The sequence below is a fragment of the Bartonella sp. TT110JLCBS genome (assembly GCF_042193405.1).
Taxonomy (GTDB): domain Bacteria; phylum Pseudomonadota; class Alphaproteobacteria; order Rhizobiales; family Rhizobiaceae; genus Bartonella.
Window position 1 is genome coordinate 69,907 of record NZ_JBHILT010000010.1, and the last position, 13,659, is coordinate 83,565.

The 13,659-nt window shown below is 38.0% G+C and carries 11 protein-coding genes and 1 pseudogene; 5 read left to right on the top strand and 7 right to left on the bottom strand.

Features of this window, described 5'->3' with window-relative positions; genetic code table 11:
• Positions 1-21: 21 nt before the first annotated feature.
• The 3 genes from trpS (at position 22) to ACFILW_RS05680 (ending at position 2,285) form a co-directional block, all read left to right on the top strand.
• The gene (gene trpS, locus ACFILW_RS05670; protein ID WP_375623701.1) at positions 22-1,092 is read left to right on the top strand and encodes a tryptophan--tRNA ligase; all 1,071 of its coding nucleotides are present in this window, start codon (positions 22-24) and stop codon (positions 1,090-1,092) included.
• 63 nt (positions 1,093-1,155) lie between these two features.
• Positions 1,156-1,647 carry a universal stress protein gene (locus tag ACFILW_RS05675; protein ID WP_375623699.1) on the top strand — a complete coding sequence of 164 codons (492 nt, stop codon included), beginning with the start codon at positions 1,156-1,158 and terminating at the stop codon, positions 1,645-1,647.
• Between the two features lie 59 nt (positions 1,648-1,706).
• Positions 1,707-2,285 (top strand): NifU family protein, encoded by a 579-nt coding sequence (locus tag ACFILW_RS05680; RefSeq protein WP_375646352.1) that lies wholly within the window; start codon positions 1,707-1,709, stop codon positions 2,283-2,285.
• 353 nt (positions 2,286-2,638) lie between these two features.
• Here the strand turns inward: ACFILW_RS05680 and ACFILW_RS05685 are convergent, their stop codons facing one another.
• The 3 genes from ACFILW_RS05685 to ACFILW_RS05695 form a co-directional block, all read right to left on the bottom strand.
• Positions 2,639-2,848 carry a hypothetical protein gene (locus tag ACFILW_RS05685; protein WP_375646353.1) on the bottom strand — a complete coding sequence of 70 codons (210 nt, stop codon included), beginning with the start codon at positions 2,846-2,848 and terminating at the stop codon, positions 2,639-2,641.
• A gap of 1,116 nt (positions 2,849-3,964) precedes the next feature.
• Positions 3,965-4,300: a zinc ribbon domain-containing protein YjdM gene (locus ACFILW_RS05690; protein WP_375623695.1), complete on the bottom strand. Its 336-nt coding sequence runs from the start codon at positions 4,298-4,300 to the stop codon at positions 3,965-3,967.
• A gap of 1,115 nt (positions 4,301-5,415) precedes the next feature.
• Positions 5,416-7,044: an alpha-D-glucose phosphate-specific phosphoglucomutase gene (locus ACFILW_RS05695; RefSeq protein ID WP_375685322.1), complete on the bottom strand. Its 1,629-nt coding sequence runs from the start codon at positions 7,042-7,044 to the stop codon at positions 5,416-5,418.
• Positions 7,045-7,261: 217 nt separating this feature from the next.
• On the opposite strand from ACFILW_RS05695, the gene ACFILW_RS05700 reads away from it, so the two are divergent.
• Positions 7,262-7,786, top strand: coding sequence for a peroxiredoxin (locus tag ACFILW_RS05700; RefSeq protein ID WP_375613588.1), 525 nt, complete (start codon positions 7,262-7,264; stop codon positions 7,784-7,786).
• Positions 7,787-8,674: 888 nt separating this feature from the next.
• Here ACFILW_RS05700 and ACFILW_RS05705 read toward each other — a convergent pair.
• The 4 genes from ACFILW_RS05705 to pyrF form a co-directional block, all read right to left on the bottom strand.
• On the bottom strand, positions 8,675-9,220 hold the full coding sequence (locus ACFILW_RS05705; RefSeq protein WP_375685323.1) for a replication protein: 546 nt from the start codon (positions 9,218-9,220) through the stop codon (positions 8,675-8,677).
• A gap of 583 nt (positions 9,221-9,803) precedes the next feature.
• A complete protein-coding gene (hisS, locus tag ACFILW_RS05710) occupies positions 9,804-11,288 on the bottom strand; it encodes a histidine--tRNA ligase (RefSeq protein WP_375632472.1) in 1,485 nt (494 codons plus the stop codon).
• 42 nt (positions 11,289-11,330) lie between these two features.
• Positions 11,331-11,579, bottom strand: coding sequence for a hypothetical protein (locus tag ACFILW_RS05715; protein ID WP_375685324.1), 249 nt, complete (start codon positions 11,577-11,579; stop codon positions 11,331-11,333).
• Positions 11,580-11,637: 58 nt separating this feature from the next.
• Complete coding sequence (pyrF, locus tag ACFILW_RS05720; protein ID WP_375685325.1) at positions 11,638-12,483, bottom strand: orotidine-5'-phosphate decarboxylase; 846 nt, start codon at positions 12,481-12,483, stop codon at positions 11,638-11,640.
• Positions 12,484-12,961: 478 nt separating this feature from the next.
• Here pyrF and ACFILW_RS05725 point away from each other — a divergent pair.
• Positions 12,962-13,659, top strand: a pseudogene (locus ACFILW_RS05725) (DUF3792 domain-containing protein); the annotation flags it as partial.

A 13,659-nucleotide genomic window follows, 5' to 3' on the forward strand; every position in this document is an offset into this window, starting at 1 on the left:
AATTGAAGAAAGAGCACTCCTATGGATACCTTCACACCACTTGTCTTTTCCGGCGTACAACCGAGTGGTCACTTACATCTTGGCAATTATCTTGGAGCCATTCAGCATTGGGTTGAACTGCAAAACTCTCATCACTGTCTCTATTGTGTTGTGGATATGCATGCGCTCACCGTCAACCCAGATCCCCTTACTTTACGCGAATCCACCAGAACAGTGACAGCAGCCTTTTTAGCCGCCGGTATTGATCCTCAAAAACATATTATTTTTAATCAATCACGTGTTTTTCAACATGCTGAACTCGCCTGGATTTTAAATTGTGTTGCCCGCATTGGCTGGCTTCAACGCATGACACAATTTAAAGATAAAGCGGGAAAAGATCGTGAAAAAGCATCCCTCGGGCTTTTTGCTTATCCCACTTTGATGGCTGCTGATATTTTAGTCTATCGTGCAACGCATGTTCCAGTAGGCGAAGATCAAAAACAGCATGTTGAACTCACACGCGATATTGCACAAAAATTTAACAACGACTATGCACAGCGTATTGCCGAATTAAATTTTGGCGTCTCTATGCAAACGGATGAAGAAAAAAGACAAGGCTTTTTTCCTCTTCCAGAAGCACTGATTGGAACAACAGCCACACGCGTTATGTCTTTGCGCGATGGGACGAAAAAAATGTCAAAATCAGATCCTTCAGATTTTTCACGCATTAATTTGACCGATGATGCTGATCTTATCGCAAAAAAAATACGCAAAGCCAAAACAGATTCAGCTCCTCTTCCCGATACCCTCACCGCTTTAAAAGAACGACCAGAAGTTGATAACCTGCTTGGTATTTATGCCGCCTTTGCCAAAGTTAGCAAAGAAAAGATTCTTTTAGAATTTTCTGGTCAACAATTTTCGCATTTTAAAACAGCTCTAGCCGACCTTGCCGTCCATAAGCTTGCCCCTATAACAGAGGAGTTACGTCGACTTCATCAAGAAAATGATTATATCGACTCTGTTTTGCATGATGGCGCTAAACGTGCTAGTATGCTCGCAGAAGAAAATATGAAAAAAATTCGTGAAATTATTGGATTTTTGCACGATACATAAAAACAATAACACTAACAACTGTAGAGAGCCCCCAAAATCATTTGTACAAAATAGAGAAAGTGCATGATTTCCAAGCCCCAAACTCTTAAAAAAGAGCCCAAGAAAAAAAACTTAGTTATCATCGATGAAACACCGGAGTGTCGGCGTGCCGTTGCATTTGCCACCCAGCATGCTCAAAATACCAATAGAACATTAGTATTGCTTTGTGTCGTTGATAGTGTAGAATTTCAACATTTTCTAGGTGTAAACAACGTTATGCGCACAGAATCAAAGCAAAGTGCTCATAAAATATTAGGAGACATTGCCAGTGAAATCCGCACCACCCATGCGCTTGAAACAGAAATAGTGGTGCGAGAAGGAAAAAAAATTGATGAGATTTCCAAACTGATCGACGAAGATAAAAGGATTGCACTGATTGTTTTAGCAGCCAGTGGACATACAGAAGGACCAGGCCCCCTTATTCAATTAATCGGGAATAAAGGGACAGCTTTTTCAATCCCTGTCATTGTTATTCCTAGCAATCTTGCCGATGAAGATATTAGATCTATTGCCTAAAAAATATAATATTCTACAATGTAAGATCTTCCCAATCCTTCATTATAAAAGGAGAATCTATGTTTATTCAAACTGAAACCACCCCAAACCCTGCAACACTTAAATTCTTGCCAGGACGCGTGGTTCTTTCTGAGGGCGTATTAGAATTTCGTAACCGTGAAGAAGCAGCTAAAAACTCACCTTTAGCGGCTAAACTATTTAATATTCCCAATGTCAATGGTGTTTTTTTAGGCTATGATTTTATCACCGTAAGCAAAAAAGAAGGAGAATGGCAACACCTTAAGCCCGTCATTTTAGGCACAATTATGGAGCATTTTCTGTCCAATGAGCCAGTGATCACCACCAACGCCACAACACAAGCACAAACCCACGCTCTCAACGAAGAATTTTATGACGAAAAAGATGCTGATATTGTCTTAACTATTAAGGAGCTCCTTGAAACACGTATTCGCCCAGCGGTTGCCAATGACGGTGGAGATATTACTTTTCGTGGATTTGAAAATGGTATTGTTTATCTCAATATGCGCGGCGCCTGTGCTGGATGTCCCTCTTCAACAGCAACACTCAAACATGGTATTGAAAATCTTTTACGTCATTTTATCCCTGAAGTTTTAGGCGTTGAAGCCATGCCACAATAAATATTGGCCTCAATAGGCAAAACGCCCCCCACCAACCTCACCAGTTATCCCTCTTCAACGGCAACGTTCAAATATGGGTATCGAAAATCTTACACCTTTTTATTCCAGAAATTTCAAACATAAGTCATGCTGCCATAAAAATACAGTACTGTTAAAAAAATCTGTACACTGATCCCTTCGCTCACCTTTCACCTCCACATATGCCTTAAAAAGGTTTCTGCTCCTTTAAGAGGCATAAGTTGTTTCAATAAACCAATCGCATAGACAGAAATAGAACACATAGGGATGTGCATTTTAAATTTATTTTATCTCATCATCTTGTCATGCAATTTTAACCAAGAAAACACGCCCCGTTACAAAAAAGAAAACCCAAAAAAGAAAACATTGTAAGATAGAGTACCCATTTGCTTCATCTTTCTCAGCTCTCCCAACGATAAAATCACGCAAAATACTTCTTGTAGCAAGTCGGCACCATCATTATATTTGCCAGTCCCCAATGTTGCGATAGCCCTTGGCACTTGAGAGGGTTTATAAGAAGCCTTTTTACTGCTTTCCTGTACCATGTCACTCCACACGGATCTCCCCGCTTGTAACATGCAAGAGACATAATTTTGATTGATTCAACATAGAACAGATTTGGAATAAGAAAATCCTACGTTATTCGGGGTTCTAATTCAATATGAATAACGCTAACTTATTATTATAAATCAATATGTTGTTTCATCAAATCGACAAAGATCATATTTTGCAACTTGAATGAGAATTCTGACATTCTTCTTATTTCAATTCTGTTTTTATTGCATCAATCAAAATCGTCCGCTTACACAGCACAAACTGGATAATAACAAAAACTATTTTTAATAGCGCTTATAAACACTTTTAAATATAAGAACTGTTGCAACATTGAGAGCTGAAAAAAATGCATAATGATGCTACCTTATCAGTATCTCGTACCGATCTTTTTCTATTTTTGAGTCAAAAATTCCCCTCTAGCACCTTGAATCTGATCTCCATAAATATAGCAAGGAAGGTGTGTACAAATACTTGTAAAAATAAATAAATGTAAAACCAGATCTATTCTATTATGGTTGTTTTGGAAGTCATTTGATAAAAAGTGGGAATATTTTTTCAATTCAGCAGAAATAAGTTTGTTACTTTACGGCATTGTTCTCCTCATAAAGCGCGTACCTTTATTGTTGCTTGTAAATCAACATCCAATCCTTCTCATAACAGTATGTTTAAAAGAAAAGACAGTGTCAGTATTTCTTTACGATATAATATTTTTTCCAACCCTCAAGATGCGATAGCCCTTGGCACTTGAGAGGGTTTATAAGAAGCCTTTTTACTACTTTCCTGTACCATGTCACTCCACACGGATCTCCCCGCTTGTAACATGCAAGAAACATAATTTTGATTGATTCAACATAGAACAGATTTGGAATAAGAAAATCTTAAGATATTCATTTGGATCTCTCATTCAACATGGGAAAAAGTGAATTATCTTTATAAATCAATATATTGCGATACGTAGCTTTTATCTTCTGATAAAAGCAAACATATTGCCTCTATCTGATTGGCATAATCTGTAAAATAAGAAAAGAACCCTATTGGAAAAAACTATGAAAGTGTCAAAATAGAAAACAAACGAAATGCAAAAACAATTGCAAGAAGATAAATGCCTAAACTTTTTTCACAAACTCCGACTTTAAACTCATCTGCCCAATCCCAGGAATTTTGCAATCGATATTATGATCCCCATCTACCAAGCGAATATTCTTTACCTTCGTCCCTCCTTTTAAAACAGATGAAGCACCTTTTACCTTCAGATCTTTTATCACCATAACAGTATCACCGTTTGTTAAAATCTGACCATTGGCATCATAAACAATATCGGAAAGAGCAGTATCATCATTTTTTTGTGGCCATTCATGTGCACATTCAGGACACACAAAATTTTCACCCTCTTCATAAGTATAAAGACCATCACAACGAGGACATTTGGGATATTGGGTCATAAATTCCCCTTTTAAAAGAAAAATCATTCATTATGACTGGTCATAAAGCAAGAAGTGCTTATTGTCCATTATTTTAGAAAAACATTTCCCTTTGTTTCACCCCTCATCTGCCAACTGTGTTCATGAATGCTATCATCACATACTATACACAAGTTTATAAAAATGATTGGTCATTATACAACTTAAATAAGCCCCCCGCATATCATAAAATTTACGCACTTCATTCTCTCTAATAAATTAATCAAAATCATTTTCTTATACATCACCAATGCAATTAACGAATGAATAAAAAACAATTAGAAAAGGAACATCTCTGAATAAAACGTTCTCAAAGAGCTAAAAACTCTTGCTGCATTGAGAAATAAGAACATGATGTCCCCAACTTAACCTTTTATTTAAGTAAAGATAATAGTCATAATGTTAGAGGACAGACTGATTTATGATCATAGTTAATGGTTTTGTATATTGAATGAGAGCCGATCAATAAGCTGAGGTTTTTTCAACCCCTTTTACATTGAATTAACCAAAGCCTTTCGCTTGCATGTTACAAGTAGGAAGAGCCGTATAAAACGATTAAGAAAAGACTCAAAAGACGAAATGCTCTCAAATACAAGAGCCAACATTGAGAGCAGACCTAAATGTATATGATGATATCACGTTGTTCCTTCATAAGCATAAAAATGGTCGTGCTCAATGAATAGCTGGTTATCCCTTTCAAAGCAACACGCATAAGATGCGTTTTTAGTGTCTGAGAGAGAAGCTTCTTTAAAACAAACATATGAAATGTGCAACAATGATCGTATTTTGTTTTGCATGAGAAACATTCCCCTATTAAACAAAAATTTCTATCAAACCATCAGAACTCCTTGGGCATTAATGCTCCCATTATGCTTGATTATTATGACCTACAGCCTTCGGTTTTAAAAAGTCAGCAGTTTTTAAGAAACCAGCCGATATGTAAACGTAGAAAGAACCAAACGAACCTGAAAATGGAGAAGCTCCCTTAGGGCAAATAAAATCACGCCCCCTAAAATCATGATCCCAAAATCATAATCCCAAAATCATAATCTATGTGATCAATCATCATACTTTTACAAAAAAACATTCCCATGATCTTAGGTAATAATATCAGGTCGGTCTCGCCCCAATTCTTGTTGTATATTTAACAGTTTTAATGCCACCTGTTGCAAAGGTTTAAGCACGTCTTGCGGATTAAAATTGTGTTTGTGCGGATCACCTTCATACTGTTCAAAATAAAGCCGTAAGGTAGCACCGAGAGTCCCTGTTCCCGATAAACGGACCACCAACCGTGCGCCATTCTCGAAAAAAATACGGATACCTTGCTGCGTACTAACGCTCTGATCAACGGGATCACGATACGTAAAATCGTCTGCTTTTTTGACCAAAAAACCAGCAATTTCGGTTCCTTCTTGTGGTAAATGCCCACGCAAATGCTCTATAAGTGCCAAAGCTTTGTCTGCTTCGACTTCTTCATAATCATGCCGTAACGTGTAAAAACGCCCATAGGTGTGCCAATGCTGTTGAACAATTTGTGCGACAGTTTTTTCTGTTACCGCTAAAAGATTTAACCAAAATAATACAGCCCATAAACCATCTTTTTCGCGGATGTGATGAGAGCCCGTTCCAAAGCTTTCTTCACCACAAAAGGTTACTTTTCCCGCATCCAAAAGGGTTCCAAAAAACTTCCATCCCGTTGGCGTTTCAAAAAAGTTTAGTCCTTTTTTTTCAGCAACCAGATCAGCGGCACGCCCCGTCGGCATAGAGCGCGCTATCCCCACCACGCCTTTTCGATATCCTTTAATAAGATGTGCATGTTCAGCCATAATAGCCAAAGAATCCGAAGGCGAGACAAATTGTTGACGACCAATAATGAGGTTACGATCTCCATCACCATCAGAGGCTGCCCCAAGATCTGGTCCTTGCTCAGACATCAACAATTCATAAAGGTCCTTGGCATAAACCAAATTGGGATCTGGATGACCGCCTCCAAAATCTGGCAAAGGAATACCATTAACCACTGTCCCTTCAGAAAATCCTAAGCATTTTTCAAAAATTTCATGAGCATAAGGCCCTGTTACCGCATGCATGGCATCAAACCGTAAAGTAAGACCTCGAGCAACGGCCTTAGCAATACAGTCAAAATCAAAAAGCTCCTGCATCAAAGCAACATAATCAGCGACAGGATCGATAATATCAATCCGCATGGCTCCCATAAAGACCGTACCTTGCCTATCTAAATCAATATCTGGTGCTTCAAGAATTTTATAAAAGGAAAGCCGTTGCGATGTTGCAAAAATAGCATCACATAAAGAATTAGGAGCCGGTCCACCATTGGAAACATTGTATTTGATACCACAATCTCCCTCTGGACCACCAGGATTATGGCTTGCAGAAAGAATAAGTCCACCATGGGCATGAGTTTTACGAATAAGATGCGAAACAGCAGGTGTAGAAAGAATACCGCCCCTTCCCATTTTAATAAGAGAGACACCATGCGCCGCCGCCATCTTCAACACAATCTGAAGAAGAGTACGATTAAAAGTGCGCCCATCCCCCCCAAGAATCAACATTTTTCCTTCAAGAGGCCCAATGTTATCAAAAAGAGACTGTATAAAGTTTTCTACATAATGGGGTTGTTGAAAAACAGACACTTTTTTGCGCAAACCAGATGTTCCCGGTTTTTGCCCCTCAAAAGCCGTGGTTAAAACTGTCTTTACGGTCATATCCATACCTTTATATTCTTTCCTATAATTTTAAGGTGAAGAGTATCCAAAGTCGACCATTAATTCTACTTGACGGAAGTGTGAAATATTTGCACACTCACCAGAAGTAAGAATTTTTAAAGAAGCCCTTTTATTTAAAACGCTTTTTGCCATATGTTTTTAAATACAAAGGCTGTTTTAAAACAAAATTTTCGTAAAAGAATACAGGAGCATCATGATGATGAAAAAAACAGTTCCCAATGTAACATTCCACACACGCGTACGCGATGAATCAGTGGCTGGAGACAATCCTTATCGGTGGCAAGAAGTTAACAGTGATGCTTACTTTAAAGGAAAGCGTGTTATTCTTTTTTCTCTTCCTGGAGCTTTTACCCCTACTTGTTCAACCTTTCAACTGCCTGATTTTGAAAAACTCTATGATGAATTTAAACAAGCGGGTATTGATGAAATTTATTGTCTTTCCGTCAATGATGCTTTTGTCATGAATGCTTGGGGAAAAGCACAAAATATCAAAAATGTGAAATTAATTCCCGATGGCTCTGGTGAATTCACGCGCAAAATGGGTATGCTGGTTGCAAAAGACAATGTTGGTTTCGGCATGCGATCATGGCGCTATGCTGCTGTTATTAACGATGGAGTGGTTGAACAATGGTTCGAAGAAGCGGGTTTTTCAGATAATTGTGCAACAGATCCTTATGAAGTTTCTTCACCACAACATGTTTTAAAAGCCTTGAAAAGCTAATTCCCCCAATCGTCTATTTAAACAAAACTTTACGACACACATTTCCTTACTAAGGGAATATGTGTCGTTTATTTTTTGCAACCTCTATTCGTGAAAGCAGACACGATAAGTTGATTGTGTGCCTTCTGTGAGAAAATATTCCAGCAATAATTTTTCAATAAATCTTTCATGTTTTAACGGCTTTGCAAAAGCTTGAAAAATTGCTGATGAAAAATCTGGACCCGTTGTGGAGCTAAAAAATCAAAGAGCTAAAAGCTGTTGCACGCTCTCAAAAAATGGGGATACAATTGCCAAATGCGCAAATTCATGCAAAATTCTCTCGGAAACATCAAGGATTAACGTATTGATGAAATATGCAAGATCAATGCTAAATTTCTCATACTGAGAAAAACTTTGTGTCAAATAATAATTTGATTTATAAAGATAATTTATAATTTTGCATATTGAATGAGAGGAGCCGAATATCATAAGATTGTTTTATTTTATCCCTTCTTATATTGCAACCATCAAAACCATTTTCTTGCCCACGACATGTGAAATTGGCATCTGAATAAACGATTAAAAAGAGTGAAAATGCTTCTCGTAAATGCTTTCAAAGGCGAAAGCTGTGAATATCAAGACGCAAGGTACACAAAAGTATCAAGAGGGAAAATACAGATCAAACATTTGTTTGAAGAGCTGCACACTTCAAATTGACTTATGTCCCATAAAAATAATCAAACACAGCATAAAAACAGCTCTGCATAAAGAACCGTTTATAAAGAAGATTCACTCAAAATAAATCTCGCAAACATTCCAATTCACATACCCTAAACAGACTCATTACTGTTCTTATAGCCATTGATTCTAAGCTTTTATTTTTCTCTAAGAGAAAAACGGTTAAAGAAGTTATTGTTTCAAGTATTCTGCCATAAACTGTGCCTTTATTTCTTCCTCATCTAACTCTTCCTCTTCATCGAACTCAAAATCTTCATCACATTCAGGAAGACCAAAAATATCTGGATTGATGAAATAACCTTCTTCTTTTGTCCCCTTCGCTACAATTTTATTTGTTTCCAATTCGCTGATACCTTCTTTAAAACTTTCAAAATTAAGATATTCTGGTCTTTGAATTGAAAGATCACAAATCAAAAATTCCTCAAGAATATCATGATCTAATATTATCTGATCAAACCATAAATCCACCTCGCCCTCCTCTTCTAACATTTTCCCTATTTGCCACAACATCACCAAAAAAGCTTTCATACCATTAAATGATAACTCAAAAATCATACTTCGACACGACGAGGCGCCTGAAAAAGTGATTTGCGGAAGATCTTCAAATCCGAAATTTGAAGGAGGAAGTTTAAATGATTTTCCAATATTCTCAGGTCTTTCAAGAATAAAGGGATTTCGTTCATAGAGCAGAGTAAAATCATATTGGACCATTTTCATTTCTCCGTTAAAGAATTGACTTTATGAAAAATGCATATTATTAGTAAGTTACCATCATGGCAGCTTACAATTCATCCAAACATGCTCCTGTAAAAAATTGTTCGATTTAAGTCATTCCATTGTTTTTTGAAGCTTAAAAAGTCTTTTAGGATAAAACGCTCTAGTTCTCCTTCCTTTTGCAATAAGGCTAGATTTTGTAATGTCCAAGAAGAAAACATCAAAGGATTTGATACTCATAGATGAGAATTCAAAGATGAAGCCAATATGAACTTGTCAATATTTTTATAAACTTTTGCAGAAGCGTTACGTGAAACCCTTTAATTTTCTCAGAGTTTTTGTTCGTTACAATTTTTTTTCTCATTTTAACGCATTATCATCGCATCCTCAGAAGGGCACGTTTTATAGCAAATAGCGCTTATTTATCTCTTAAAAAATCTCTCTTTTATGCCGCACGCACTTCAAAACCCCGCTTTTGAACGCGTGCACCAACACGTATAAACGAGCAAAGCACAAATTTTAAAAATTGAATTTCAAATTTCCAAAATATTTCGAACAATCACTTCGATAAAGACTTTTACCATTATCATTTTTGGGCGGCTAAAATATCCTGTACTGTTTTGACCAATTGATCTTCATCAACCGTCACTTGTGCTGGTCGACTTTCACGCCATGTTTGATTATCCTTAATTTCATGAGACAAACGCGCCCCTTCAATCAAATCTTTAATCTGTATTTTTCCGCTCTCACGTTCTTGTGAACCTTGGATAACCACACAAGGCGCTTGGCGTCGATCTGCATATTTCATCTGCGCTTTTATCCCCGATGCCCCCAAATAGAGCTCAGCACGAATTCCCGCACCACGCAACTGCATCACCATTTTTTGATAACCAGCAACCGCCTCTGGCTCTTTATCCATCATCAGCACCACAACCGGCCCTGTTGTCTCCTTCATAGGCAACTTTCCAAGATTTTGCAAAGCAGCGATCAAGCGCGAGACCCCGATTGAAAAACCTGTTGCTGGAATGTTTTCACCACGAAAGCGTGCCACCAATCCATCATAGCGCCCACCACCACCAACGGAGCCAAAAACAACTTTCTGCCCATCATCATTGAAAACATCAAAAAGCAACGTAGCCTCAAAAACAGGACCTGTATAATAATCCAGTCCACGCACCACCGATGGATCAATCTTGATACGATTCTGAAAGCCATTTGCGGCAAAAATTGCTTGCATTTCCTCAAGCTCACGAATTCCCTCACGCCCTTGAACATGATCACCAACCACTTCTTTAAGAGCCTCAAGCGTTTCTTCTGCTGTTTCAGCTCCAGCAGCAGTTAAGGTAAGAATACACTCAATCTCTTTATCCTTAAGCTCCGCCCCTTTTGTAAAGTCACCACTTTCATCCAAACGCCCTTTTCCCAAAAGCAGACACACCCCTTCAGAACCAAATTTATCCAGTTTATCAATTGCTCTTAAGACAGTTAAGCGCTTTTCAACCTGCTCATTTCCCCCCAAACCAATTTTCTCTAAAACGCAATCGAGAATTTTTCTGTTGTTCAGACGAATGGCATATTCATGATGCTGAAACCCTAGTTTTTCCAAACTATCAGCTGCCATCATACAAATTTCGGCATCAGCTGCTACCGTTGGTGTTCCAACAATATCCGCATCAAACTGCATAAATTGCCGAAACCGCCCTGGACCTGGTTTTTCATTGCGAAAAACAAAGCCAAGACGATAACTGCGATAAGGCTTTGGCAAAATTTCAAAATTCTCGGCAAAATAACGAGCAAGAGGCGCGGTAAGATCATAGCGCAAAGACATCCATTGCTCATCATCATCTTGTAGCGAAAAAACGCCCGCATTTGGACGATCTGAATCCGGTAAAAACTTACCCAGCACATCTGTATATTCAAAAATTGGAGTTTCTAGCGCTTCAAAACCGTAAAGTTCATAAACTTCACGAATTTGCGCAATCATTGTTTCAGTTGCATACAACTGTGCACTTGTACGATCAACAAACCCACGGGGTAAACGGGCTTTGGTTTTTTCTTGTTTTGATGACATGTTTTTCTCTAACAACAATATATATTCACCGATAACGTGTGTCTATCTTATAGAAACAAACGCTGCAATAACTTTATCAACTGGAAACTGGTAACAATATGCATAAGCTTTTGCTTTTAAAAGATGCAAACCTTTACCCTTAAGGCAATCTACTGAAAATATTTGTACTTTCAATAGGAACATAGCCTCCCGCTCAACATGAAATGCCCGCTTAACATTCAATGAAAAGACATCTGTGCTTGTTGAAAGAAACCTCAAAGCGACAGTTGATTCTGGATAAATCGGAAACATTCCCCTCAAAAGCCCTCCCTCTCAAAATTCTTCAGATTTATTACAGATGCAAAAATCCTCAAGACATCAGTGTGCTTTGCGCTTGTTCTGCAAAATGATTGATAACATTTTTTAAATCAACAATATTTCGTCCAGCATCTGTAATAGAGCGTGATACAGAGGGAATAACATTCTGCAAAAGTCTTTGTGGAAATTGATTTGCTAGTTGTGTCATTGTTCCACCTTGAGCGCCAATACCCGGAACGAGAAACAGACTATTTTTTAACTGCTCGATTGTGTCTTTTGATTCAGATCCTAATGTCGCTCCTATAACCGCACCTATGGGGCCAATATTATGATGGAGAACCGAAGACTGACTATTATAATCACAAATACACTGTGCAAGATGAAGAGAGAGTGTCTGGTCACCAATAAGCGCATTTCGTATTTGTTTCCCCTCTGGATTAGAAGACTGAACAACCACAAAAACCCCTGCTCCTGTTTCTTCTGCAACCTTTATCAGAGGAATAAGAGCATCAAAACCCAAAAAAGGATTAACTGTCATGGCATCCACCTTGAACGCACTACTTGGACCAAGCCAAGCCTTACCATAGGCTTCAGCAGTAGAGCCAATATCCCCCCTTTTTGCATCCGCCAGAACCAATATGCCTTGTTCGTGTGCATTTTCAATCAGTTCTTTGAGAGCTTGAAGACCTTCCACACCATATAATTCAAAAAATGCGACTTGCGGCTTTATAATACCTACTTTACCAACAACTGCTGTTAAGAGAATATCACAAAAATCTTTTAGACCTTTATAATCAAAGCTTAGTTTCCACGATTGCAAAACTTTATGGCTCGGATCAAATCCAATACAAAGAGGTCCATAGATTTCACGATTTTTAAAAAAAGTTGAACGAAACATTTTATATCCTAACAAGGTCTCTCTTTAAACTTTTTGATACAATCAAAAAGAAAAGCATTTGTCAAAAGAATACAATAGCTAAAACACAAAGAAAGAGCTCTCTATACAAAATGTGCTTTTATTTATGAAACATAAATATATTCCCATTCGTAACGCTTATCATATGTTTATCGACCAAGACGTTGTCATGAGATAAAAATTCAAATTTATGAAAGAATATAAACAAAACAGCATCCATATAATGACCTCATAAAGCCCTATAGGCATGCCTTGTCGTTTTCACCCCCCTTTTTTATGATCAACAAAAACTCTCTATGAACGCGCTTTAAACAAAAGTTTCAAAAGAAAATGCCCCACCATGATGATCTCGATCTTAGCTTTAGATTTTTCCTATTCCTTTTTGGCGCATATCTATTCACTTTTGGAACATAATTAGCAAAAAGGCATTGTATCTCCAGCATATTCAAGGAGATAAAACATGGAAACTCGCATTCCTGAAAACACACCATTTGAGACGAATTTTCTAGGAGAAACATCTCTAGAAGAAAAATATTCACTCTTTCACACACCCATTTCATGGTCCGCAATCTTTGCGGGACTGGTGACGGCTCTTGCCACCTCAATCTGCCTCTCTTTTCTGGTCGCCGCTTTAGGCTTAAGCCAAATGGATTTCACCTCTTCAACCCCATTTGAAGGCTCTTTCCTCTCCTTTGGCGTGGGTTCTGTTATCGTTACACTGATTAGCCTAGCCTTGGGAGGCTTTGTAGCTGGACGTTTTGCTGAAACCTCAGGGATTCTTCATGGCTTTCTCACCTGGGCTCTCATAACATTGCTGATGACCCTCCAAGCCATCCACGTGGTTTCTAGTACAGCAAAGATAGGAGCTAAAACGGCTCTAGAAAACAGCTCCATGGTCCAACAAACCGTAGACAGCCTAAAAAACAATATTTCCCCTATACTTGCAAACTTAAACAGCGAAAGTCTTGAACAGTTTTTTGCAAAAAATAGTGACAATGATATCAATTTTGACCAACTTAGGAGTGAATTGCACTCCCTTCTCAATAAAAGTGACATTCCTGCTCTCAACCCTGATCGCTTAAAACAAACCTATCAAGCTGCACTCAATGATATTGGTTCTGCGATAACAGCTTTCAAAAATGATCCTTCTTACTATCG

Bases quoted from the DNA above. Each gene is read 5' to 3' on its own strand.
- pyrF (WP_375685325.1), bottom strand. From the start codon at position 12,483: ATGTTTCGTTCAACTTTTTTTAAAAATCGTGAAATCTATGGACCTCTT.
- trpS (WP_375623701.1), top strand. From the start codon at position 22: ATGGATACCTTCACACCACTTGTCTTTTCCGGCGTACAACCGAGTGGT.
- ACFILW_RS05685 (WP_375646353.1), bottom strand. From the start codon at position 2,848: ATGGTACAGGAAAGCAGTAAAAAGGCTTCTTATAAACCCTCTCAAGTG.
- ACFILW_RS05675 (WP_375623699.1), top strand. From the start codon at position 1,156: ATGATTTCCAAGCCCCAAACTCTTAAAAAAGAGCCCAAGAAAAAAAAC.
- hisS (WP_375632472.1), bottom strand. From the start codon at position 11,288: ATGTCATCAAAACAAGAAAAAACCAAAGCCCGTTTACCCCGTGGGTTT.
- ACFILW_RS05705 (WP_375685323.1), bottom strand. From the start codon at position 9,220: ATGAAAATGGTCCAATATGATTTTACTCTGCTCTATGAACGAAATCCC.
- ACFILW_RS05690 (WP_375623695.1), bottom strand. From the start codon at position 4,300: ATGACCCAATATCCCAAATGTCCTCGTTGTGATGGTCTTTATACTTAT.
- ACFILW_RS05680 (WP_375646352.1), top strand. From the start codon at position 1,707: ATGTTTATTCAAACTGAAACCACCCCAAACCCTGCAACACTTAAATTC.
- ACFILW_RS05695 (WP_375685322.1), bottom strand. From the start codon at position 7,044: ATGACCGTAAAGACAGTTTTAACCACGGCTTTTGAGGGGCAAAAACCG.
- ACFILW_RS05700 (WP_375613588.1), top strand. From the start codon at position 7,262: ATGATGAAAAAAACAGTTCCCAATGTAACATTCCACACACGCGTACGC.
- ACFILW_RS05715 (WP_375685324.1), bottom strand. From the start codon at position 11,579: ATGTTTCCGATTTATCCAGAATCAACTGTCGCTTTGAGGTTTCTTTCA.